Origin of the sequence: Pseudidiomarina homiensis (assembly GCF_003987225.1) — a bacterium.
GTDB lineage: Bacteria > Pseudomonadota > Gammaproteobacteria > Enterobacterales > Alteromonadaceae > Pseudidiomarina > Pseudidiomarina homiensis.
Genome location: NZ_PIPX01000001.1, coordinates 915,054 through 936,455, shown reverse-complemented (window position 1 = coordinate 936,455; position 21,402 = coordinate 915,054). Strand labels below are relative to the sequence as shown.

Sequence of the window (21,402 nt, the reverse complement as noted above, 5' to 3'; positions counted from 1 at the left end):
TTGCGCAGGCGAGGCAAGATAATGGCAAAAGAGATTTTATTAGTTGCAGAAGCTGTTTCGAATGAAAAAGACGTGTCGAAAGACAAGATCTTTGAAGCGCTAGAGTCTGCGCTGGCACATGCAACCAAGAAAAAATATGACGGTGATATCGACGTACGCGTCAGTATTGACCGTACTACCGGTGATTTTGACACGTTCCGTCGCTGGTTAGTGGTCGACGACACTGAGCAGCCGCTTGAGCATCCTTATCGCGAGATTAGTTTGGCTGCGGCACAGTATGAAGATGCGTCGGTAGAAGCTGGCGATTATGTCGAAGAGCAAATCGACTCGATTCAGTTTGACCGCATAACGACGCAAACTGCGAAACAGGTTATCGTGCAAAAGGTACGTGAAGCTGAGCGCGCGAAAGTGGTTGATGAATACAAAGACCAAGTGGGTGAGCTTGTCAGCGGTATCGTGAAGCGCGCGAACCGTGAACACGTGCTACTCGACCTTGGCAATAATGCCGAAGCGATGATTTATCGTGAAGAGATGTTACCGCGAGAGTCGGTGCGCGTAGGCGACCGTGTTCGTGGTTTGCTTTACGATGTTCGTCCTGAAGCGCGTGGCGCGCAGTTGTTTGTGAGCCGCACGCATCCTGACTTCTTAGTGGAATTATTCCGCATCGAAGTTCCAGAGATTGGCGAAGAGATGATCGAGATCCGTGGCGCAGCCCGCGATCCAGGTTCACGAGCTAAAATTGCGGTGAAGAGTAACGATCGCCGTATTGACCCCGTCGGTGCCTGTGTAGGTATGCGTGGTGCGCGAGTGCAAGCTGTTTCTGGTGAGCTTGGTGGTGAGCGTGTTGACATCGTCTTGTGGGACGATAACCCAGCACAATTCGTGATCAACGCGATGGCGCCTGCTGAAGTAGCGTCGATTGTTGTGGACGAAGATGCGCACACCATGGATATCGCCGTAGAAGAAGGTAATTTAGCTCAAGCGATTGGTAAAGCTGGACAAAACGTACGCTTGGCGAGTCAGCTGACTGGCTGGCAGCTTAACGTGATGTCTGAAGAAGAGTTTACCGAGAAGAACGAAGCAGAAGCGCAGCGTTTGCTTGATTTGTTTACTAAGCATCTCGCTATCGATGAAGATTTCGCCGCGGTATTGGTTGATGAAGGTTTCTCAACACTTGAAGAAATCGCTTATGTACCAATGGACGAGTTATTAGCTATCGAAGGCATGGACGAAGATATCGTTGACGAACTTCGTAATCGTGCACGTGCAGTGTTAACAACGAAAGCACTGAAAGATGAAGAATCACTTGAAAGCGCAGAGCCAGACGAGACCCTCTTGAACTTAGAAGGTTTGGATCGTCATTTGGCGTATGTGTTTGCCAGCAAAGGGATCATTACCCTTGAAGATCTGGCTGAGCAAGGTATTGATGATCTTGCTGAAATTGAAGAGTTAACCGAACAACGAGCTGGTGAGCTGATTATGCAAGCGCGTAATATTTGCTGGTTCGGTGACGAAGAATAAGATCAACGGGGGTACGACGGACTATGGAAGAAGTAACGCTGGATAAACTAGCTGAAGATGTAGGTACGACAGTTGATCGTTTGGTGACCCAATTTGCTGAAGCTGGCATGAAAAAGTCAGCTGGCGATTCGGTAACTGAAGACGAAAAACAAGCGCTGTTGGCGCACCTTAACAAGCAACATGGCGGCAAAGGCCCGCAAGAGCCGAGCAAAATGACGTTGAAGCGGAAAGAGAAGAGTACGCTTAGCATTGGCGGCGGTCCGCGTAGTAAGTCTGTGCAAGTTGAGGTGCGGAAGAAGCGTACGTATGTGAAGCGTTCTGCGCTCGAAGAAGAGCAAAAAGCTGAGCAAGAAAAAGCTGAGCAGGAACGTTTGGCTGCTGAAGCAAAACGCAAAGAAGAAGAGGCGAAAGCTGCGGCAGAAGCCAAAGCTAAAGCTGAGCAGAAAGCAGCGGAAGAGAAGGCCAAACAAGAAGCTGCGCGCAAAGAGAAAGAAAAAGCTAAAGCGAAAGCTGAAGCTGAAAAGCGTGCTGCGATGACGCCAGAAGAGCGTAAGAAAGCAGACGAAGCGAAAGCTGAAGCTGAAAAATTACGTAAGGCGCAAGAAGAAGAAGCTCGCAAAAAAGCTGAGGCTGAAGCGGCACGTCAAGCTGAAGAAGCGCGTAAACTTGCTGAAGAAAATGAAGCACGTTGGCAAGAAGAAGAAGCCAAGCGTAAGCAAGCTGAGCAAGAAGACGTTCACTTCACCACCTCTCAGTATGCACAGGAAGCGGAAGACGAGCAGGACGTCGATGAAGAGCGTCGTAATCGTAAAAAGTCGAAGCGTCGTGCGAAAGATGATGAGCGTGATGAAGCTCCACGTCGTGAAAAACGTCGTAAGGGCTCGAAGCGTTCAACTCTACAGCAAGCCTTTAATAAGCCTGCAGCACCAGTTGAACGTGAAGTGAAGCTTGGCGAAACCATCACCGTAGGTGAGCTTGCTAACCGTATGGCAGTAAAAGCGAGCGAAGTCATCAAGACCATGATGAAAATGGGCGAGATGGTTACCATTAACCAAGTCCTTGACCAAGAAACAGCATCGCTTGTTGTTGAAGAGATGGGTCACAAGGTTCAGTTGGTGAGCGATAATGCGCTCGAGCAAGAAGTACTTGCTGAACGTAACGAAGGTGAAGAAAAGGCGAAAGCGCCACGCGCACCTGTCGTTACCGTTATGGGTCACGTTGACCACGGTAAAACCTCACTGCTGGATTACATTCGTAAAGCTAAAGTCGCTTCAGGCGAAGCCGGTGGTATTACGCAGCATATTGGTGCTTACCACGTTGAAACCGGCCATGGCATGATCACCTTCTTGGATACTCCAGGTCACGCAGCGTTTACTTCAATGCGTGCTCGTGGTGCCAGTGCAACGGATATCGTTATTCTTGTCGTTGCAGCGGATGACGGCGTAATGCCGCAGACCATTGAAGCGATTCAGCACGCGAAAGCTGCTGGCGTGCCGATTGTGGTAGCCGTGAACAAGATGGATAAGCCGGAAGCAGATCCAGATCGCGTGAAGAATGAACTTGCTCAGCGTGATGTTATCCCTGAAGACTGGGGTGGTGACGTACAGTTTGTGCCAGTGTCTGCACACAGCGGTCAAGGTATCGACGAGTTACTTGAAGCCTTGTTGTTGCAAGCCGAAGTACTTGATTTACAAGCTGTATCTGATGGTATGGCGCACGGTATCGTAATTGAATCACGCCTTGATAAAGGTCGTGGCCCAGTAGCGTCTATCTTGGTTCAAGAAGGTACCTTACGCCAAGGCGATATCGTTCTTTGTGGCCTTGAATATGGTCGTATCCGAGCGATGCGCGACGAACTTGGCCGTGAAATCAAAGAAGCTGGCCCTTCGATTCCAGTCGAGATTCTAGGTCTGTCTGGCGTGCCACAAGCTGGTGATGAAGCAACAGTTGTACGAGACGAGCGTAAAGCTCGTGAAGTTGCGAATTATCGTCAAGGTAAATACCGTGACGTGAAGCTTGCGAAACAGCAGAAAGCGAAGCTGGAAAACATGTTTGCGAACATGCAAGAAGGCGACGTACAGGAACTTAATATCGTTCTGAAATCAGACGTACAAGGTTCTTTGGAAGCCATTGCAGATTCGTTGCAGAAACTCTCTACTGATGAAGTGAAAGTCAATATCATTGGTAGCGGCGTTGGCGGTATCACTGAAACTGATGCGTCACTTGCCAGTGCTTCAAATGCTATCGTGGTGGGCTTTAACGTTCGTGCCGATGCTTCAGCGAAGAAAGTCATTGAGCAAGAAAGTGTGGACCTGCGTTATTACAGTGTCATTTATGACCTGATTGACGAAGTGAAACAAGCCATGGGCGGCATGCTTGCACCTGAGTTCAAGCAACAGATCATTGGTTTGGCCGAAGTTCGTGACGTGTTCAAGTCGCCGAAGATTGGGGCAATTGCCGGCTGTATGGTCACCGAAGGTATCGTGAAGCGCTCTGCGCCTATCCGCGTATTGCGTGACAACGTGGTGATCTATGAAGGTGAACTTGAGTCACTACGTCGCTTCAAAGACGATGTGCAGGAAGTACGTAACGGCATGGAATGCGGTATCGGCGTGAAGAACTATAACGACGTTAAAGTTGGTGACCAAATTGAGGTCTTCGAAACCGTCCAAGTCGAACGGAGTCTATAACCCTTATGGCGAAAGACTATAGTCGTACAGAACGGGTCGGTCAGCAGTATCAGCGTGAAATAGCGCTGATACTGCAACGTGAAATCAAAGATCCGCGGGTATCCATGGTGACGGTGTCAGCAGTGGAAGTCTCGCGCGATTTGGCCTATGCCAAAGTCTTCGTTACCTTCTTACAAGACGATGACCAGCAAGTGAAGCAAGGTCTGAAGGTGCTTAACGACGCCTCAGGCTTTGTCCGTTCATTGTTGGGTAAGCGTGTACGTGCGCGGATAACGCCAGAATTGCGTTTTGTACATGATCCGTCGTTGAACGAAGGTATTCGTATGTCACGTTTGGTTGATGACGCGATCCGTCGTGACGAAGAACGCACGCACTCTAAGGATGAGCACGGAGACGACTAATGGGACGACGTAAATCGGGTCGCGAAATTAGCGGCGTGATTGTCTTAGATAAGCCTCTGGAACTTACCTCAAACGCCGCACTACAACAGGTGCGGCGTTTTTTTGATGCCCGTAAAGGTGGCCATACTGGGGCGCTGGACCCATTGGCAACCGGCGTTTTGCCACTGTGCTTTGGTGAAGCGACTAAACTCTCTCATTTTGCCTTAGAAGCTGACAAAACCTATGTGGTCACGGCAAAGTTGGGGCAGCGCACGAGTACCAGTGACGCTGAAGGCGAGGTAGTTGAAGAGCGGCCAATAAACTTTACTGAGCAACAGCTGACAGCGGCTATCGCGCAGTTTACTGGAGCGCAAGAGCAATCACCGTCGATGTTCTCTGCCCTCAAACATGAGGGGCGACCACTGTATTACTATGCGCGTCAAGGCATTGATGTGCCGCGCAAGTCGCGCGTTATCACCATTCATAAAATTAGTCTAATTGAGCTGTCAGGTGACTTGTTGACCCTTGAAGTGACTTGTTCAAAGGGCACTTATATTCGCACCTTGGTGGACGATATGGGCCAGTATTTAGGCTGTGGAGCTCACGTACAGGCGCTACGACGCACTTGGATTGAAGGGGTAGAGGGTACCATGGTCACCCCTGAAGAACTCGCTGCTCGTGCCGCGCAATGTGACCCCGGAAGCGGTGATTTCGCCGCGTTGGATGCCTTGCTGTTACCTTGCGATACGGTGATCCAACAAATCCCTGAAGTTTTTATTGAGCCTAATGATGGACCGCGCTTCACAGCGGGGAATCCAGCGCAAGCGGTCAACGCAACTGCGCAACCTGAAGATGTGATTCTGCGCGTGAAAACTGCCGACCAGCACGAACTGTTAGGTTTAGGCTTTTGGCGCGACAATAAAATTATGCCGAAGCGGGTGCTTAGCATTGCTAAAATTTAGCTGAGTACGTATAATGCTCGGCGATCGCGTCGGTGCTGAATTAGTGATTGGCACTGACTGTTTTAACTACTAGGAGTAATTTATGTCACTAACTGCGGCACAAAAAGCTGAAATCGTTAAAGATTATGGCCAAGGCGAAAACGACACTGGTTCACCAGAAGTTCAAGTCGCTTTGTTAACCCATAACATTAACGAGTTACAGGGCCACTTTAAAGAACACGCAAAAGACCATCACTCACGTCGTGGTTTGTTGCGCATGGTAAGCCAACGTCGTAAATTGTTGGACTACCTGAAGCGTAAAGACAATCAGCGTTATGCGACTCTGATTGAGCGACTCGGTTTACGTCGCTAAGCAATGTTCGAAAAAGGGGGCCGCAAGGCCCCTTTTTACTTATAAAAGCGCTATTGGCTATTCGCTGTTCGCTATTTGATAGATCAAAACAGATAACGAACAGCAAATAGCAAATAGCAAAGAACGTAATCAAGAAGAAAGTAGGAAAGGAAAAAAACGTGAATCCAATAACTAAGCAATTTCAATACGGTCGTCACACAGTGACACTAGAAACTGGTGCGATGGCGCGCCAAGCGACCGGAGCCGTGCTTGCGAGCATGGACGATACAACTGTTTTGGTGACTGTGGTTGCCAAAAAAGAAGCCAACGAAGGGCAAGACTTTTTCCCACTCACAGTTAACTACCAAGAGCGTACCTACGCTGCGGGTAAAATCCCTGGTGGTTTCTTCAAGCGTGAAGGCCGTCCATCTGAAAACGAGACCTTAACGTCGCGTTTGATCGACCGCCCAATTCGTCCGCTGTTCCCTGAAGGGTTCAAGAACGAAGTTCAAATTATCGCCACTGTCGTTTCAGTAAACCCACAAGTAAGCCCTGACATCGTAGCGTTGATTGGTGCATCTGCTGCACTTTCAATTGCTGGCGTTCCTTTCGCTGGCCCAATCGGTGCAGCGCGCGTTGGTGTTCTTAACGATGAATACGTGTTGAACCCAACTTTGGACGAGTTAGCTGAATCTAAGCTTGACTTGGTCGTTGCTGGTACAGAAAACGCGGTGTTGATGGTTGAATCTGAAGCACAGTTACTGTCTGAAGATGCGATGTTAGGCGCAGTGGTTTATGGCCACGAGCAAATGCAATCAGTGATCACTGCAATCAACGAATTTACCGCTGAAGCTGGTAAGCCGAAGTGGGACTGGCAAGCTCCTGCAGAAAACACTGCATTGAAAGACAAAATCAAAGCGTTGGCAGAACAGGGTATCGGTGATGCTTACCGTATTACTGAGAAAGCCGAGCGTTATGAGCAAATCAGCAAGTTGCGTGATGAAGTCGTCACCCAATTAACCGCTGAAGATGAAACACTTGATGCAAAAGAAATCGGCGATATCTTCCATGCGCTAGAAAGCGACGTGGTGCGTAGCCGTATTATCGCTGGTGAGAAGCGTATCGATGGCCGTGACCCAGATATGGTCCGTGGCTTGCATATCGCTACAGGCGTATTGCCGCGCGTACACGGTTCAGCTGTGTTTACACGTGGTGAGACCCAAGCTTTGGTTGCCGCAACCTTAGGTACTGAGCGCGATGCACAAATGATCGATGACTTGGTGGGTTCAAGCAACAATCGCTTCATGTTGCACTACAACTTCCCTCCATACTGCGTGGGTGAAACCGGTTTTGTTGGCTCACCTAAGCGTCGTGAAATCGGCCACGGCCGTTTGGCGAAGCGTGGTGTGCAGGCGGTAATGCCTTCACAGGACGAATTCCCGTACACCATCCGTGTGGTTTCTGAAATCACTGAATCGAACGGTTCAAGCTCAATGGCTTCTGTGTGTGGTACTTCGCTCGCATTGATGGACGCTGGCGTACCTATCAAAGCATCTGTAGCAGGTATCGCTATGGGCTTGGTGAAAGAAGGCGATAAGTTCGTCGTACTTTCTGACATCCTTGGTGACGAAGATCACCTTGGCGACATGGACTTTAAAGTAGCCGGTAGTAAAGACGGTGTGACTGCTTTACAGATGGATATCAAGATTGACGGTATCACTCGTGAAATCATGGAGCAGGCACTTGAGCAAGCGAAAGCTGCACGTTTACACATCTTGACTGTGATGGATGATGCGATCTCTGGCGCTCGTGAAGAACTGTCTGATTTCGCTCCGCGTTACCACACCATGAAAATCAATCCGGACAAGATCCGCGACGTGATCGGTAAAGGTGGCGCAGTGATTCGTGAATTGACGGAAAGCACCAACACCAACATCGAGATCAACGACGACGGTACTGTGCGTATTGCTGCCACTGACCAAGCGTCAGCGCAAGCGGCGATTGACCGTATTAAAGAGTTGACTGAAGACGTTGAAGTCGGTCGCATCTACCAAGGTAAAGTTGCACGTATCGTCGATTTCGGTGCGTTCGTGACTATTTTGCCTGGTAAAGATGGCTTGGTACACATCTCGCAAATCGCTGAAGAGCGCGTGAACGATGTAAACGAGTACCTGACTGTTGGCCAAACTGTTCCAGTGAAAGTACTGGAAATCGACCGTCAAGGCCGCGTACGTTTGAGCATGAAAGACGCAGCAGAGAAACCAGCGCAAGCTGAAGCTGCCGAGTCAGCAGACAATGCAGAAGAGAAAGGTCAAGACGAAGCGGAGTAAGTCGCGTTTCGGATCTTTACAATTCTCTACGAAAAGGGGCTTCGGCCCCTTTTCTTTTTTGTTGAAAGTTGCGCTATGATGGAAGCCACACCAGCGAGAAAGGAAGTGGTATGAATTACGCGAAAGTCGTTGCCGTGTTATTAACCATAGGAGCGCTTAGCGCTTGTACGGTAACGCCGCAAAAAGAGCAGGGTATGCTCGCCAACCTAGTGGTACCGACCCCCCAAGTGGCTGATGGTAGATTCCAACTGGAAGTGGCTAAGCTGACGGAAGTGATCACCCGTGGTGAAGACGAACTCGATGCAGAAGCTATGGGGCAGTTGCTGTATCGCCGCGGTAGCCTTTATGATGCGCTTGGGCTAGCAACGCTGGCACGAATCGATTTTAATCGGGCGCTGGATTATCAGCCGCGACTTGCCGATGCCTACAATTATCTAGGTATTCACTACACCCAAGTTGGTCAGTTTGATTATGCTTATGAAGCTTTGGATGCTGCGCTTGAGCTTGAGCCAGAGCATCCTTATGCACACCTAAATCGCGGTGTAGCGGGCTATTATGATGGTCGTTTTGACCTCGCACTTGCCGATTTTGAGCGCTTTTATAACGCCGACCCAGACGATCCGTACCGGGCTCTTTGGCGCTATCTAGCGGCGGTTGAGCTTGACGGTGCGGAGCAAGCAACGCAGCAACTTGCGGCAGCGCGCTTAGCGACGAACTCTGATGCTTGGGCATGGGGGATTGTCGACCTCTATGTTGGGGGGATGAGCGAGCAAGAGTTTTTGCAGAGTTATGCAACGAAGCAATTGGGCGCTGATGAAACACTAGCCGAGCGAATGTGTGAGGCTTATTTCTATTTGGGCAAACTACAGCAGTTGCAGGGCAAGTGGGAAACCGCTGCGGTCTATTTTCGGTTAGCCTTGGCGACCAACGTGCACTTATTTTTAGAGCATCGCTATGCCGCCATTGAAATGGATGCGAGTCAAGCGCGTGCGACTCAACAAGCACAACGTAAATAAGGCTAAATTAGCGCTAGCAACGGCCGCATTGCTGGTCAATGGCCTGAGTTGGGCACAAATGACCAGCGTCGATGGTGCTATGGGTTATAACCCATTCGCACAAGCAGCGCAGACAACAACCTGTGAAGCGGGCGATGAGATTATTTCTGTATGGCTGCCGCAACAGGGCGCTGAGATAGCAAAGTCGGTTCTGCAACGTTGGCAAAGTCATCCATTAGCTCGCCTGAGCGATTGCCTTGAACCGCGCTACTACACCACTGCGGCGTCCCTGCAATGTACTGCATCTGGCGAACGCCAACACATGCGTTGTGATTTACCGCTGTTGCCGCACGAGGTTACGCAGCGGCATATTGTTTTTACCCAAGCTGAAATTGCGAGCGCGTCGACCACGCAAATGGTGCTACCACTCACCGCACAATTAAGTGTCTTTGCCCATGAAATGGCTCATTGGCTTGGTTTTGCTGACGAATATGAAATGTCGCCAAGCCTTGCGCAACATTACTGCAGTGGCCGTTATAATCATCCGTCTTTGAATGTGGTGACGACTCAACAACAAGAGCTTTCAAGCGCGCAATTAAAACAACTTTGGCGCCGCTTACCTTGGCGTGATGCGGTGTCTGATTGGCGTATATTGGGGCAACAGCAAGCCGATGGCTATTGGCGTTTAGGTTCTGCAAAAGATAGTGACGTAGGCCTTTTCGCTAGCAAAACCTGCGCTGGAGTTGCGGGTGTCTATAGTTGGAAGCCAGTGGCGCGCTTAACTGCGATGGAGTACCACGATGTTAACTATTGGCCAGCGGTTTACTTAGAAACGGCGCTGAAGTTACAACGCCGTAGCGGTCTGCGCGATCATAATAATTGGGCAGAGTAGGGCGAAAAACCAGACTAAACTACGTAGTTTGTCCCAGTTCGCCAGGTAGAGCACGTGGTAAAGGATTCGAAAGCTAATAAAGCCTACCGCAAGCCATTGATTCAACTCTGTAACTTGGTCGGTAGCAATCACCACTAGTACTGCCGCAGCGAACAAAGGAAACGCCTCGTAGGCATTGTAGTGACCGGCTACAGCCCGTGCTCCCGCACCCGTTAAGCGTTGTTGTTGGGCTCGTGGGTGGCGGTTGTCGTAACCATTATCGCGGTTCTGAAAATACACTACTGGCGCTTTGGCCGCGATGGGTAGCAAGCCGGCAATTAGCAAACACCAAATCAAGATACTCATCGCGCACTCCTTATCAGCTATTTGACTTCTTTACCGGCGGCCTGCAGATCGGCGTGGTATGAAGAACGTACAAGCGGACCGCTGGCGATATGGGTAAAGCCCATTTTGACGCCTTCTTCGCGGAACATTTCAAACTCGTCTGGGGTAACGTAGCGTGTTACCGGCAAGTGATGACGGCTTGGCTGCAAATACTGACCAATAGTGAGCATATCGACATCATGTGCACGTAAGTCGCGCATAACCTCGAGGATCTCTTCGTTGGTCTCGCCGAGGCCTACCATAAGACCTGACTTAGTACGAACATCCGTGCGAGCTTCTTTGTAGCGCTGCAGCAACTCCAGTGACCATTTATAGTTAGCACCTGGGCGCGCAGCTTTGTACATGCGCGGTACAGTTTCTAAATTGTGATTGAAAACGTCAGGCGCTTCATCGCTAAGAATATCGAGCGCAACCTGCATGCGACCACGAAAATCCGGTACCAAGACTTCGACCTGAATGCCAGGGCTGTGCGCGCGGATCTCGCGAATACAGTCGGCAAAGTGTTGCGCACCGCCGTCGCGTAAGTCATCACGGTCTACCGAGGTAACCACAACATACTTCACTTTCATGTCACGTACAGTAGCACCGAGTTTAACCGCTTCTTCAGGATCAGGCGGTAACGGTCGGCCGTGCGCAACGTCACAGAATGGGCAGCGCCGTGTACAAATCGCGCCTAAAATCATAAAGGTAGCGGTACCGTGATTAAAACATTCAGGTAAGTTTGGACACGAAGCTTCTTCACAAACCGAGTGTAAACCATGCTTGCGCATCGCTTGCTTGATTTCATCAATACGTTGCGTTGAGGCTGGCAACTTCACTTTCAGCCACTCAGGTTTACGCAACATTTGGTCACGTTCAGTTGGGACCACTTTTACCGGGATCAATGCCATCTTGTCGGCATCGCGTAGTTTGACGCCCGGTTCAACTCTAACTGGCTTGGACATAAGCGTTGTCGAATCCTGTCTGTTGGTGAATGTCTTGATAGCCCAATCGTTCTGCAAAGAGTGCAGTAACACGTTGAGCGGCCTGAGCTACTTCTGCAGGGCCACCGAGCTCGGCGGTTTGAATCATCTGCATACCAGCATAGCCACAGGGGTTTATGCGTAAAAATGGACTCAAGTCCATATTAACATTGAGTGCCAGCCCATGAAATGAACAACCGCGTCGAATTCTTAGGCCTAACGAGCATAACTTAGCGTCATCAACGTATACGCCAGGTGCATCAGGACGCGCAGCCGCCGTAACATTATGTTCCGCCATTAAGGCTACGATCGTTTCTTCGATATGGGTCACGAGTTGGCGTACGCCAATTTTAAGACGTCTGAGGTCGAGTAAAAAGTAGACCACCAGTTGTCCTGGGCCGTGATAAGTCACTTGACCACCGCGGTCGACTTTCACCACCGGGATATCGCCGGGCGCTAAAAGATGCTCTTCTTTGCCAGCTTGCCCCTGTGTAAATACCGGCTCGTGTTCGAGCACCCATAGTTCATCGGCGCAGCTTTCGTCACGCTGGTCAGTATAATTTTGCATCGCCTGCCATACGGGTTCGTAAGGCTGTCGACCTAACTGACGAATAATCAGCTTAGAGGACATAGCGTACGTCTTCGATGGCCGCTAACGCGTGGTATAGCGTTTCAATGTGCGTTTGGCTTTCGACCCGCACTTGGATCGAAACCGAATGATAGTTGCCTTTACTACTTGGCTTTACGGTCGGGCTGTAATCGCCCGGCGCATGTTCTTGCGCAACCGCAACCACCGCGTCAGGAAGGTCTGGTTTCGCCAAGCCCATTACCTTAAAGGTAAAGTGGCAAGGGAATTCAACCAGCTCGTCAAAACGGGTTCTTTGCATTACCTACTCCTCTGTACTTTACTGCGCGCTGAGTTGGCGCTTGCTGGCGTGGAAAGCATGTACCAGTTGTTCAGTGACCTTCCCACAACCGCCTTGACCGATGATTATATCATCAATTTGCCCAATCGGCTGTACTTCGCGGCTGGAACTGGTAAGAAAAAGCTCGTCCAATTGTGCTAGGTCAGTCACCGCAAAAGCTTGCTCGTGAACCGGTATTCCCAATTCGCGCGCAAGTTCAATGACCCACATGCGGGTGATGCCAGGTAAAATCAAGTGGTCGGTAGGTGCCGTATAGAGTTCACCGTTTTTAACGGCAAAGTAGTTACTTGAAGCACCTTCAGTAATCAAGCCATCACGGTGAAGGATGGGCTCTAAGGCGCCGCAAGCTTGGGCTTGCTGTTTTAGCATGATGTTGCCGAGCAAACTGATGCTCTTAATGTCACAGCGTAACCAGCGAATATCTTCGAGTAAGGTAGCTTGAGCTGGGGCCGGAACATCCCAGTGCACGGGCATGGCTGACACGCTCGCGAAAATAGTGGGCGCCAACGGTCCTTGCGGCAGATGGGAGCGTTTCGCCTCTGCTCCACGGGTGACTTGGATATACACTAAGGCGTTGTCGCTTTGATTGCGTGCCAAAAGGTCATCTATAAGCTCAAGCCAAAACTGCTGCCCGGCGCTTTCGATCGCAAGTGCAGCAAGTGAGCGTTCGAGTCGCGCTAGATGGTGTTCGAGGAGAAAAGGTTGGCCCTGATAGACAGGTACGACTTCGTAGATGCCATCCGCAAATAAAAAGCCTCGGTCAAAAACCGAGACTTTTGCAGCTTCCGGGGCGAGCCACTCGCCATTTAAATAGACGCTCTCAGGCATGTTCGCCCCCTTAAACTAAATAATTACTCGCTTTCAAACTTACGTAGTACCCAGTCGGTAAGCTGCTTAAACACACCGCCCTCAGCAACGTCATTTAAGGTGACCAACGGATAGGAAACGAGGGTTTCGCCTTCGAGCTGAATACTTACGGTGCCAACTTCGGTACCTTTTGCAATCGGAGCTTCAAGTTCTTGAGCAAGTTCAATACTGGCTTTCAAGTTTTCGCGTTGGCCGCGTGGCAATGTCATAACGGCGTCATTAGCAATACCAAGTGCTACGGTGTCTTGTTCACCGCCCCAGACACGCTGATCAACAAAGCTTTCGCCGGCACTGTAAGCTTGTACTGTTTCGTAGTAACGGAAGCCATAGTTAAGCAACTTTTTACTTTCAACTTTACGTGCTTGCTCACTCGTTGTGCCCATGACTACAGCCACCAAGCGTGTATCGCCTTCAACTGCTGAAGATACTAGGCTGTAACCGGCTTCTTCGGTGTGACCAGTCTTGATGCCATCAACGTTCATGCTGGCATCCCACAATAAAGAGTTGCGGTTGTATTGTTTAATGGAATTGAAGGTAAATTCTTTCTCGCTGTAAATCGCATACTCTTCAGGGACGTCACGAATAAGCGCAATGCCCATTGTCGCCATGTCGCGTGCTGAAGTGTATTGTTCTGGATCTGGAAGACCATGGCTGTTCATAAAGTGGCTGTTGGTCATACCAAGCTCGAACGCATAATTGTTCATCAAATCAGCGAAGGCACTTTCGCTTCCGGCAATATGCTCGGCCATAGCGACACAGGCATCGTTCCCCGAAGAGATAATAATGCCACGGTTCAAGTCAGCTACGCTGATTTGTTTACCAACCTCGATAAACATTTTTGACGATTCTGGGAAGTTCTTTGCCCAAGCATTTTCGCTGATGGTCACCAAGTCATTCGGGCTTACACGACCATCTTGAATTTCGCGACCGATGATGTAGCTGGTCATCATTTTTGTCAGACTTGCGGGGGCGAGTTGTTCGTCGGCATTCCCCTCGGCGATCACGTAGCCCGTGGTGTAATCTACCAAAATATAACCTTTGGCATTAACTTGTGGGGCTGGCGGGATAATCGCGGCATTTGCGGCGATGCTAACAAGACCCGCAAGTAGGGCGACGGCACGCGTCAACTGTGATACGACAGATTGCATGATTGATTTCTCTACGTTGTCTTAATATATGGATTTAGCGCGCCGAATAGTAGCACAGCCGCACTCGAAAGGCAGCGTCTATGGGCTCACCGGCACTCGAAAAACATCGCTATAGCCATCAGCTCTGAGCTGTAGGAGTAGTTGATTGGTTTGCGCTGCGGCAAACGGCCCCAACATTACAGCATGTAGACCATTTTTGGCTCGAGTAGTTGCAGGTACTTCATAGATTTGTGCTAATTTCGTAGCTTCTTGTTCGAGACGCTGTGGATCACTCCCCGCGACCACTTGAATATAATACTGACTTTGCGTATCGGGTTCGAGTGGTGGCGCAACCGCCAATGCTTGGTTGGCACCCTCCGGGTGCAAAGCTTCGATGCGAACTCGCGCGGTGCCGGTGGCAAGCATGCCGAGTTTGTAGGCGGCAACGTACGAAAGGTCGATCATACGATCACCGTGGAAGGGACCACGGTCATTCACCCGAACCACTACAGACTTATTATTGGCAAGGTTCGTAACACGCACATAAGTAGGCAGTGGCAAGGTTTTATGTGCAGCACTCATGGCGTACATATCGTAGGTTTCGCCATTCGATGTTAAGTGACCGTGAAACTTTTCACCATACCAAGAAGCCGTACCTTCAGCGATGTAGCCGCGGGCATCCGGCATGATGTTGTAGGTTTTACCGAATAAGGTATAAGTGCGGTTACCTTGGCGGCTTGGGGGGAGTGTTTTCGGCGTAGGTTCAACCAGTTCATCAGCATGGGGTAAGCGGCTCGGGATACTATCATGAGCTTGGCTATAACGACTGCTCGGTGCAGAACTGCAACCGACGAGCAGCAGAAGAGTCAAAGCGAGGCTAATAAGTACGCGAGTCATGCTTGATCGTGAGTCCTAAACAAAGAGTGTTAGCGTTAGTAGTGTTCAGCGACAACTTTGGCACAAGCAGCGACCAATAGGTAGTCATAAAGCCGTAAAACTTCTGCAAACGCCTTATTCCATGACTTAGGCATGCACCAAGCGACGGTTCGTCGCGATTGCCATCAGTAAACCAAAACCGGCGAACAATGTCACCATCGATGTACCACCGTAAGAGATCAGAGGTAGTGGTACGCCGACCACCGGTAGCAGGCCCGAAACCATGCCCACATTAACCATCACGTAGATAAAAAAGGTTAGGGTGAGGCTGCCGGCCAAAAGCTTTTGGTACACGCGTTGGGCGCGCATCGCAATAATCATGCCGCGAAAAATGATAAATCCGTACAAGGCGAACAGACCGACCACGCCAAGCAAGCCAAACTCTTCACTAAAGACGGAAAAAATGAAGTCCGTATGACGTTCAGGTAAAAACTCTAGTTGTGACTGGGTGCCGTGCAGCCAGCCTTTGCCCTCGATCCCGCCAGAGCCAATCGCAATCTTCGACTGAATAATCTGGTAACCAGCGCCTAATGGGTCACGCTCGGGGTCTAAGAAGGTTAGTACCCGTTGCCGCTGGTAATCACGCATCAAAAACATCCACAGTACGGGAATAAAAGAGCCAATGGCGACGGCGAAAAAGCCAATAAGCTTCCATGACATACCGGCCAGAAACAGCACGAAAATTCCTGAGCACGCAATCAGTAATGAGGTTCCCAGATCTGGTTGATTAGCAATCATGAGCACCGGGATAATGAGCAACAGAAAGGCGCCTGCAAGCCGTGTTAGTGTTGGCGGCATACCTTGTTCAGCGATAAACCAGGCTATCGCCATGGGTACCGCAAGTTTCATTAATTCTGAGGGCTGAATCGTCGCAACACCTAGGTTAAGCCAGCGTTGTGCGCCTTTGCTGCTCTCACCGACTAAGAGCACAGCAACAAGTAAAACAAGCCCGACACTGAAAATCGGTAGTGACCAGCGCTGCACACTATCGAGTGGTATTTGCGCAATCACGAACATGGCCACAAATGCTGCACCGACACGGATAACCTGGCGTTCGGTCATCGCCATGCTCTCGCCGCTAGCGGAATAAACGGTGAACAAACTCACCACCGAAATCACTAGCAACGCCAGAAAAAGCGGGGGATCGATATGTAAACGTTGTAACCAAGACGTTTGTTGTTGTTCAGGGAGCATTGGCGGCCACCGTTTCTTCAGGTTGTTTCGCAGCGAAGTAAAAATCGAGCAGTTCACGCGCCATCGGTGCAGCCACAGAACCACCGCCACCAATCACGTTTTCAGCAGTGATTACGATGACCACTTCAGGATTCTCCGCTGGGGCGTAGCCCACGTACATAGCGTTATCGCGGTAACGTTCGGCGATTTCTTCAGCATTGTATTCTTCATCTTGACCGATACTGCGAACTTGCGCAGTACCCGTTTTACCTGCCGAGGTATAATCTGCACCTTTGAATGCTTTATGAGCAGTGCCCTTGATACTGGAAACGACTTTTTCCATGCCGTCGAGGGCAATATCCCAGTGCTCCGGATTACGAAGCTGTACTGGCGGTTTTTGTTCAATAACCGCGGGGAGCTCAATTCCCGCATCTTGAATCGCTCCGAGTAAACGTGGCACAGGCCGCCCGCCACGATTGACCATGACTGCCGTGGCAACCGCAAGTTGCATCGGGGTGACCGTCCAGTAACTTTGCCCGATACCAATAGAAACAGTTTCTCCGGCATACCAAGGCTGATTAAAGCGGGCGCGCTTCCAACCGCGACTAGGCATTACGGCAGCTGATTCCTCGCCGATGTCGATACCGGTGAGCTCGCCGAAGCCATATTGGTACATGTGCTCTGAAATCGTATCGATACCTAATTTTAGCGCAAGGTCGTAATAAAAAGTGTCGCAACTTTCAATAATAGCGGTGTCGACATTAACCCAACCATGGCCCCAAGATAACCAGTCGCGGTATTTGTGATTCACGCCCTTAATTTGAAACCAACCGGGGTCCCAAACTTGGCTGTCGCGGGTGATCGTGCCTTCCTCTAGGCCTACTACGGCCAGTTGAGGCTTGATGGTAGAGGCTGGCGGGTACCCCCCTTGAGTGGCGCGATTAAGTAATGGTGAATGACGTGAGTTCAACAAGCCTCGGTATTGCTCAACCGAGATACCTTGGGCAAACCAATTGGGGTCATAGCTTGGTTGGCTCACCATTGCTAAAATGCCACCATCTTCAGGGTCCATGACGATGATGGTACCGCGCTGTTCGCCTAATATTTTTTGCGCTTGTAATTGCAGCTCAATGTCTATTTCCAGCACTAAGTCTTGGCCGGGGATCGGCGGTTCAATTTCTAACGTACGTAATTGTCGTCCGTGAATATCAACTTCAATTTGTTGATAGCCAACGGTGCCATGCAGTTGTTCTTCGTAGTAACCTTCGACACCAAGCTTACCAATCGTGCGTGTTGCTGCATAATTGGCATTGATGCCCTGTTCTTTAAGGCGTTGCACGTCACGTTGGTTGATTTTGGCAACGTAACCGAGTGCGTGGGTGAGCGTCTCGCCATAGGGGTAATAACGGACGAGGCGGGCTTCAATGCTGACGCCAGGAAATTCGTGTTGCCGCGCAGCAAAGCGCGCTGCTTGCGCTTCGCTCATTTGGTCAAGCAAGATAACTTGTTCGAAGCGTCGTTCGCGTTTGCGGTTACGTTCAAATTGATCGAGTTGTTCTTGCGTAAGTCCAAGTAAATTACTTAGGTCTGTGAGTGTTTGCGTTAGGTCTTCGACGCGTTCGGGAACCACTTCGAGACTCAATACAGGAATGTTCTCTGCTAATAATTTGCCGTTCCGATCATAGATGAGGCCGCGGTTGGGGGCTAAGGGTACAACTTTGATGCGGTTATCATTCGAGCGCGTTTGGAAGGTTTCGAACTGCTTAACCTGCAGTTGATACATGTTCGCTAACAAAATCATGAAAACACTCACCACAATCACCAGCGCAACAACCACTCGGCGCCCGAATAAAGCGCTCTCGGCATGGTGGTCGCGAATCGTGGTACGGCGTCTTCTCATCATTTATTCACGGTGGTACGGGTGGTTAGCGTTGACACTCCAAGCGCGATAAAGCGCTTCTGCAAGGATAACCCGCACCAACGGGTGGGGTAGCGTGAGTGCCGATAAACTCCAGCGTTCATCTGCGATGGCACAGCATTCCGATGCGAGTCCTTCAGGACCGCCGACGAGCAGACTGATATCGCGGCCATCCATTTGCCAAGCGCTTAAGCGTTCGGCAAGCTTCGGGGTGTCCCATGCACGGCCACCGACTTCAAGGGTGACCACGCGGTCACCTTTACCGATAGCCGCTAACATAGCATCGCCTTCCTGTTTAGTCAGCCGTGCGATGTCGGCGTTTTTACCGCGTTTACCCGCCGCGATTTCGATCAGTTCGAGCTGACAGTCAGCGGGTAGTCGCTTGGCGTAGGTGTTATAACCTGTGGTGACCCAATCGGGCATTTTCTGTCCGACAGCAATCAACCTAATGCGCATTAACGCGGACCCCAGAGCTTCTCAAGTTCATAAAAGTCACGGATTGATTCTTGCATAACGTGTACAACCACATCACCAAGATCAACTAATACCCACTCGGACGTCTCAGCTCCTTCAACGCCAATAGGGGGGATGCCATGATGTTTTGCTTCGGTCGCAACATGGTTGGCGAGACTCTTTACGTGCGTTTTCGAGTTGCCCGAGCAGACCACCATGTATTCAGCGATATCTGTTTGATCGTGCACATCAAGTACTTTGATATCCCGACCTTTTAAATCTTCAAGTTTATCGACCACAAAGTCGCGTAATTGTTCAGCTTGCAAAAGTGAAATTCTCCATGATGTATTTCAGCGGCTTAGTTTACCACGAGCGCGACGGAAAAAGCAGTGCCTAGCGACCGTACAAATGCTGTTGTTCAATAAAGCGCGCAACGCGGGCCGGGACTTGTTCTCGCCACGCGGTGTTACTGGCAATTGCAGCACGTAATTCGGTTGCTGAGACGGCAATATTGGGGGGGTCGAGTAGGTGGATTTTGTTGCTATGCGTGCGCACTAGCTCTTCGACTGCGGTTGTCCACGGCGTGTCTTGCGCAAGCCTTTGCATGACCGCTAAGTCAGCGTAATTGAGGAGCTCCTGCCAGCCGTACCAGCTATCAAGTTTGGCAAATGCATCGTTGCCAAGTAGAAAAATAAGCTTATCCTGCGGCCAGCGCTCATGCATTTCACGTAAGGTAAGTAGGCTGTAGGACGGGCCGTCGCGCTTAAGCTCCCAATCTTCAGCAACAATTTGAGGGTTTCCCGCATAGGCGAGTTCAACCATGGTAAGACGTTGCTCAGCGCTGGCGCCGGGGTAGTCGCGATGGGGCGGTTGCGCACTTGGCATAACATGCATCACGTCGCCATTGAGTTCGGCGAATGCCGCCAATGAGGTGGTCACATGACCGTTATGAATGGGGTCAAAAGTGCCACCAAAAATTATGCGTAACATGAGCTTATGAATTCGGGTTCTTTCGCAGGAGCGCACAGCAAGACGACCGCATGGCAGTACAGCGTTGCAAAGTCTTCGCCTGAGTCGCGTTTAAAAGCGTATTCTAAACGGACAAGTAAGCGACTTAAACGCGCTAAATGCTCGCGGCTAATGCGCTTAGCAAAGGCTTGGTAGGCGCCTTCTTGGTTGCGCCAAATCCCCAGTGACATAAGTTCTCGAGACCCAAGGTTGCCTTGCTGTAAGCGCTCGAGCTTTTGTAGCTCGCGTTGCAGCATCCAATTCAAAATAGCAATTTCGGCTTCTTCTTCGAGCAATCTTTGCAAACGTTTCAAGGCGCTTTTAAGGTCCCCAGCAAGAATCGCTTCTTGTAAGGCAAACACGGTAAAGCGACTTTGATCTTGGGCTGCATCCATGATTGCTTGCGGAGTAAGCGGTTGCGGCAAATCAGTTAATGCTAACTTTTGCAGTTCTTGATCGAGCGCAAGCAAGTTGCCTTCAAACCAATCGGCTAATAACTGCACTGCATCGCTGGTTAGGCTGACATTGTGACGTTGACTGCGTTGTTGAATAAAGTTAGGTAACTGTCGGCGGTCAGGGCTGTTGGCCTGCACTACCGGGCCAGCTTGCTGCAATAGTTGGAACCATTTGGCTTTAAGTTGCTCTTGTTTGAGTTTGGGGCCGGTAATAACCAGTATTTGGTCGTCCGGTAATTCCGCGCAATACTGTTTGAGGGCTTCGGCACCTTCACGGCCAGGTTTCGCATCAGGGAGCTCTAGTTCGACCAAGCGAAGGTTGGAAAACAAGCCAAAGTTGGCGCCTTGTTCTATTAGCTGTGACCAGTCAAACTGCTGATCTTGGATAAACCGAGTCCGTTCATCGATGCCTTGAGCGCGTGCTTGCGCACGCACCAATTGTAATGCGTCATCGAGCAACAATGGCGTATCGCCAAACACTGAAAGTAAAGCGGGGAGGCCATGTTTTTTCAGGTGCTGTTCGAGTTCCGCCAGTTGCATTATGGACTCTCGGCAAGTTGAGCGATGACCTGTCGCAACAGTTGTTGTGCAGCTTGTTCACGCATTTCGGCGACTAACACTTCGCGTTCACGCGTTTTGGCAAGGGCAAAGTTGGGATCGTCTTGGTAATCACGGAAGACTTCGACCTGCAATGCTTTCTCGGCTCGCTGTGGCGCGCGCAACACGTAGTCGACGGTGTAGATAAGTTCGTATTCGGCCACCTGACCACTCGCGGAAAGGCTTAACGTGCGCCGAGTTAGGCTATCGCGTACGATGTCGATGTTGGCGTACTGATTGCTACTGCTGGCAAGAACCTCGACACCCGCTAAGGTAAAGCGTTCACGCACTTGTTCAGCGACTTCACTAAATTGCGGTGCCGAGATACTCGCTTGCTGCAGTTGCGGCGGCAGTTGATAACTACCGCGCAACTGGAAGCCACAACCTGCTAGCGATACTACTGACAGCAATGTGAGAGTGAGCACTAAATTACGCATTGTGGCTTTTCCTTTGTCTTAACAGCTCCGCTTAGAACCTTTATTGCCAACCTTAATT

At 50.3% G+C, this 21,402-nt stretch carries 22 protein-coding genes; 8 read left to right on the top strand and 14 right to left on the bottom strand.

All coding sequences use genetic code 11. From position 1 onward, the window contains the following. The first annotated feature begins 21 nt into the window (after nt 1-21). The 8 genes from nusA to CWI70_RS04550 all read left to right on the top strand — a co-directional run bounded on the left by nusA (nt 22) and on the right by CWI70_RS04550 (nt 10,101). Entirely contained in the window at nt 22-1,521 is a 1,500-nt protein-coding gene (gene nusA / locus CWI70_RS04585; protein ID WP_126770962.1) for a transcription termination factor NusA, read from the top strand. Between the two features lie 23 nt (nt 1,522-1,544). After that, nucleotides 1,545-4,211, top strand: a complete 2,667-nt coding sequence (gene infB, locus CWI70_RS04580) for a translation initiation factor IF-2 (RefSeq protein WP_126770960.1) — start codon at nt 1,545-1,547, stop codon at nt 4,209-4,211. A gap of 5 nt (nt 4,212-4,216) precedes the next feature. Beyond that, a complete protein-coding gene (gene rbfA / locus CWI70_RS04575; RefSeq protein ID WP_126770958.1) occupies nt 4,217-4,612 on the top strand; it encodes a 30S ribosome-binding factor RbfA in 396 nt (131 codons plus the stop codon). After that, complete coding sequence (gene truB, locus CWI70_RS04570) at nt 4,612-5,553, top strand: tRNA pseudouridine(55) synthase TruB (RefSeq protein WP_126770956.1); 942 nt, start codon at nt 4,612-4,614, stop codon at nt 5,551-5,553. Before rbfA ends, truB begins: the two co-directional genes overlap by 1 nt. A gap of 82 nt (nt 5,554-5,635) precedes the next feature. After that, nucleotides 5,636-5,905 carry a 30S ribosomal protein S15 gene (rpsO, locus tag CWI70_RS04565; protein WP_126770954.1) on the top strand — a complete coding sequence of 90 codons (270 nt, stop codon included), beginning with the start codon at nt 5,636-5,638 and terminating at the stop codon, nt 5,903-5,905. Nucleotides 5,906-6,063: 158 nt separating this feature from the next. Then, nucleotides 6,064-8,214 carry a polyribonucleotide nucleotidyltransferase gene (pnp, locus tag CWI70_RS04560; protein ID WP_126770952.1) on the top strand — a complete coding sequence of 717 codons (2,151 nt, stop codon included), beginning with the start codon at nt 6,064-6,066 and terminating at the stop codon, nt 8,212-8,214. Between the two features lie 110 nt (nt 8,215-8,324). Next, entirely contained in the window at nt 8,325-9,230 is a 906-nt protein-coding gene (gene nlpI / locus CWI70_RS04555) for a lipoprotein NlpI (RefSeq protein WP_126770950.1), read from the top strand. Continuing rightward, nucleotides 9,202-10,101: a hypothetical protein gene (locus CWI70_RS04550; protein ID WP_126770948.1), complete on the top strand. Its 900-nt coding sequence runs from the start codon at nt 9,202-9,204 to the stop codon at nt 10,099-10,101. Before nlpI ends, CWI70_RS04550 begins: the two co-directional genes overlap by 29 nt. On the opposite strand, the gene CWI70_RS04545 is transcribed toward CWI70_RS04550, so the two are convergent. The 14 genes from CWI70_RS04545 to CWI70_RS04480 form a co-directional block, all read right to left on the bottom strand. After that, nucleotides 10,054-10,446, bottom strand: a complete 393-nt coding sequence (locus tag CWI70_RS04545; protein WP_126770947.1) for an MAPEG family protein — start codon at nt 10,444-10,446, stop codon at nt 10,054-10,056. The two genes, CWI70_RS04550 and CWI70_RS04545, sit on opposite strands and share 48 nt — an antisense overlap. Nucleotides 10,447-10,463: 17 nt before the next feature. Next, nucleotides 10,464-11,429 (bottom strand): lipoyl synthase, encoded by a 966-nt coding sequence (lipA, locus tag CWI70_RS04540; RefSeq protein WP_126770945.1) that lies wholly within the window; start codon nt 11,427-11,429, stop codon nt 10,464-10,466. After that, a complete protein-coding gene (gene lipB / locus CWI70_RS04535) occupies nt 11,413-12,078 on the bottom strand; it encodes a lipoyl(octanoyl) transferase LipB (protein ID WP_126770943.1) in 666 nt (221 codons plus the stop codon). The genes lipA and lipB overlap by 17 nt, the downstream gene beginning before the upstream one ends. Beyond that, nucleotides 12,068-12,334 (bottom strand): DUF493 family protein YbeD, encoded by a 267-nt coding sequence (ybeD, locus tag CWI70_RS04530; RefSeq protein ID WP_126770941.1) that lies wholly within the window; start codon nt 12,332-12,334, stop codon nt 12,068-12,070. Before ybeD ends, lipB begins: the two co-directional genes overlap by 11 nt. An 18-nt stretch (nt 12,335-12,352) precedes the next feature. Continuing rightward, a complete protein-coding gene (locus CWI70_RS04525) occupies nt 12,353-13,201 on the bottom strand; it encodes an aminotransferase class IV (RefSeq protein WP_126770939.1) in 849 nt (282 codons plus the stop codon). A 23-nt stretch (nt 13,202-13,224) separates the two neighbouring features. Next, nucleotides 13,225-14,388, bottom strand: a complete 1,164-nt coding sequence (locus CWI70_RS04520; protein ID WP_126770937.1) for a D-alanyl-D-alanine carboxypeptidase family protein — start codon at nt 14,386-14,388, stop codon at nt 13,225-13,227. A 78-nt stretch (nt 14,389-14,466) separates the two neighbouring features. Then, on the bottom strand, nt 14,467-15,264 hold the full coding sequence (locus CWI70_RS04515) for a septal ring lytic transglycosylase RlpA family protein (protein ID WP_126770935.1): 798 nt from the start codon (nt 15,262-15,264) through the stop codon (nt 14,467-14,469). A 126-nt stretch (nt 15,265-15,390) separates the two neighbouring features. Next, on the bottom strand, nt 15,391-16,497 hold the full coding sequence (rodA, locus tag CWI70_RS04510; protein WP_126770933.1) for a rod shape-determining protein RodA: 1,107 nt from the start codon (nt 16,495-16,497) through the stop codon (nt 15,391-15,393). After that, complete coding sequence (mrdA, locus tag CWI70_RS04505) at nt 16,487-18,376, bottom strand: penicillin-binding protein 2 (RefSeq protein WP_126772704.1); 1,890 nt, start codon at nt 18,374-18,376, stop codon at nt 16,487-16,489. The genes rodA and mrdA overlap by 11 nt, the downstream gene beginning before the upstream one ends. Before the next feature lie 3 nt (nt 18,377-18,379). Beyond that, on the bottom strand, nt 18,380-18,850 hold the full coding sequence (rlmH, locus tag CWI70_RS04500) for a 23S rRNA (pseudouridine(1915)-N(3))-methyltransferase RlmH (RefSeq protein WP_126770931.1): 471 nt from the start codon (nt 18,848-18,850) through the stop codon (nt 18,380-18,382). After that, nucleotides 18,850-19,173 carry a ribosome silencing factor gene (gene rsfS / locus CWI70_RS04495; RefSeq protein ID WP_126770930.1) on the bottom strand — a complete coding sequence of 108 codons (324 nt, stop codon included), beginning with the start codon at nt 19,171-19,173 and terminating at the stop codon, nt 18,850-18,852. Before rsfS ends, rlmH begins: the two co-directional genes overlap by 1 nt. 67 nt (nt 19,174-19,240) lie before the next feature. Next, nucleotides 19,241-19,837 carry a nicotinate (nicotinamide) nucleotide adenylyltransferase gene (gene nadD / locus CWI70_RS04490; RefSeq protein ID WP_126770928.1) on the bottom strand — a complete coding sequence of 199 codons (597 nt, stop codon included), beginning with the start codon at nt 19,835-19,837 and terminating at the stop codon, nt 19,241-19,243. Further along, the gene (holA, locus tag CWI70_RS04485) at nt 19,825-20,850 is read right to left on the bottom strand and encodes a DNA polymerase III subunit delta (RefSeq protein WP_126770926.1); all 1,026 of its coding nucleotides are present in this window, start codon (nt 20,848-20,850) and stop codon (nt 19,825-19,827) included. The genes nadD and holA overlap by 13 nt, the downstream gene beginning before the upstream one ends. Continuing rightward, complete coding sequence (locus tag CWI70_RS04480; protein ID WP_126770924.1) at nt 20,850-21,344, bottom strand: LPS-assembly lipoprotein LptE; 495 nt, start codon at nt 21,342-21,344, stop codon at nt 20,850-20,852. Before CWI70_RS04480 ends, holA begins: the two co-directional genes overlap by 1 nt. Between the last annotated feature and the right edge of the window lie 58 nt (nt 21,345-21,402).

What these genes read in the sequence shown, in the direction of transcription:
- nusA (WP_126770962.1), top strand. Translation starts at nt 22, where the DNA reads ATGGCAAAAGAGATTTTATTAGTTGCAGAAGCTGTTTCGAATGAAAAA.
- infB (WP_126770960.1), top strand. Translation starts at nt 1,545, where the DNA reads ATGGAAGAAGTAACGCTGGATAAACTAGCTGAAGATGTAGGTACGACA.
- rbfA (WP_126770958.1), top strand. Translation starts at nt 4,217, where the DNA reads ATGGCGAAAGACTATAGTCGTACAGAACGGGTCGGTCAGCAGTATCAG.
- truB (WP_126770956.1), top strand. Translation starts at nt 4,612, where the DNA reads ATGGGACGACGTAAATCGGGTCGCGAAATTAGCGGCGTGATTGTCTTA.
- rpsO (WP_126770954.1), top strand. Translation starts at nt 5,636, where the DNA reads ATGTCACTAACTGCGGCACAAAAAGCTGAAATCGTTAAAGATTATGGC.
- nlpI (WP_126770950.1), top strand. Translation starts at nt 8,325, where the DNA reads ATGAATTACGCGAAAGTCGTTGCCGTGTTATTAACCATAGGAGCGCTT.
- CWI70_RS04545 (WP_126770947.1), bottom strand. Translation starts at nt 10,446, where the DNA reads ATGAGTATCTTGATTTGGTGTTTGCTAATTGCCGGCTTGCTACCCATC.
- lipA (WP_126770945.1), bottom strand. Translation starts at nt 11,429, where the DNA reads ATGTCCAAGCCAGTTAGAGTTGAACCGGGCGTCAAACTACGCGATGCC.
- lipB (WP_126770943.1), bottom strand. Translation starts at nt 12,078, where the DNA reads ATGTCCTCTAAGCTGATTATTCGTCAGTTAGGTCGACAGCCTTACGAA.
- ybeD (WP_126770941.1), bottom strand. Translation starts at nt 12,334, where the DNA reads ATGCAAAGAACCCGTTTTGACGAGCTGGTTGAATTCCCTTGCCACTTT.
- CWI70_RS04525 (WP_126770939.1), bottom strand. Translation starts at nt 13,201, where the DNA reads ATGCCTGAGAGCGTCTATTTAAATGGCGAGTGGCTCGCCCCGGAAGCT.
- CWI70_RS04520 (WP_126770937.1), bottom strand. Translation starts at nt 14,388, where the DNA reads ATGCAATCTGTCGTATCACAGTTGACGCGTGCCGTCGCCCTACTTGCG.
- CWI70_RS04515 (WP_126770935.1), bottom strand. Translation starts at nt 15,264, where the DNA reads ATGACTCGCGTACTTATTAGCCTCGCTTTGACTCTTCTGCTGCTCGTC.
- rodA (WP_126770933.1), bottom strand. Translation starts at nt 16,497, where the DNA reads ATGCTCCCTGAACAACAACAAACGTCTTGGTTACAACGTTTACATATC.
- mrdA (WP_126772704.1), bottom strand. Translation starts at nt 18,376, where the DNA reads ATGAGAAGACGCCGTACCACGATTCGCGACCACCATGCCGAGAGCGCT.
- rlmH (WP_126770931.1), bottom strand. Translation starts at nt 18,850, where the DNA reads ATGCGCATTAGGTTGATTGCTGTCGGACAGAAAATGCCCGATTGGGTC.
- nadD (WP_126770928.1), bottom strand. Translation starts at nt 19,837, where the DNA reads ATGTTACGCATAATTTTTGGTGGCACTTTTGACCCCATTCATAACGGT.
- holA (WP_126770926.1), bottom strand. Translation starts at nt 20,850, where the DNA reads ATGCAACTGGCGGAACTCGAACAGCACCTGAAAAAACATGGCCTCCCC.
- CWI70_RS04480 (WP_126770924.1), bottom strand. Translation starts at nt 21,344, where the DNA reads ATGCGTAATTTAGTGCTCACTCTCACATTGCTGTCAGTAGTATCGCTA.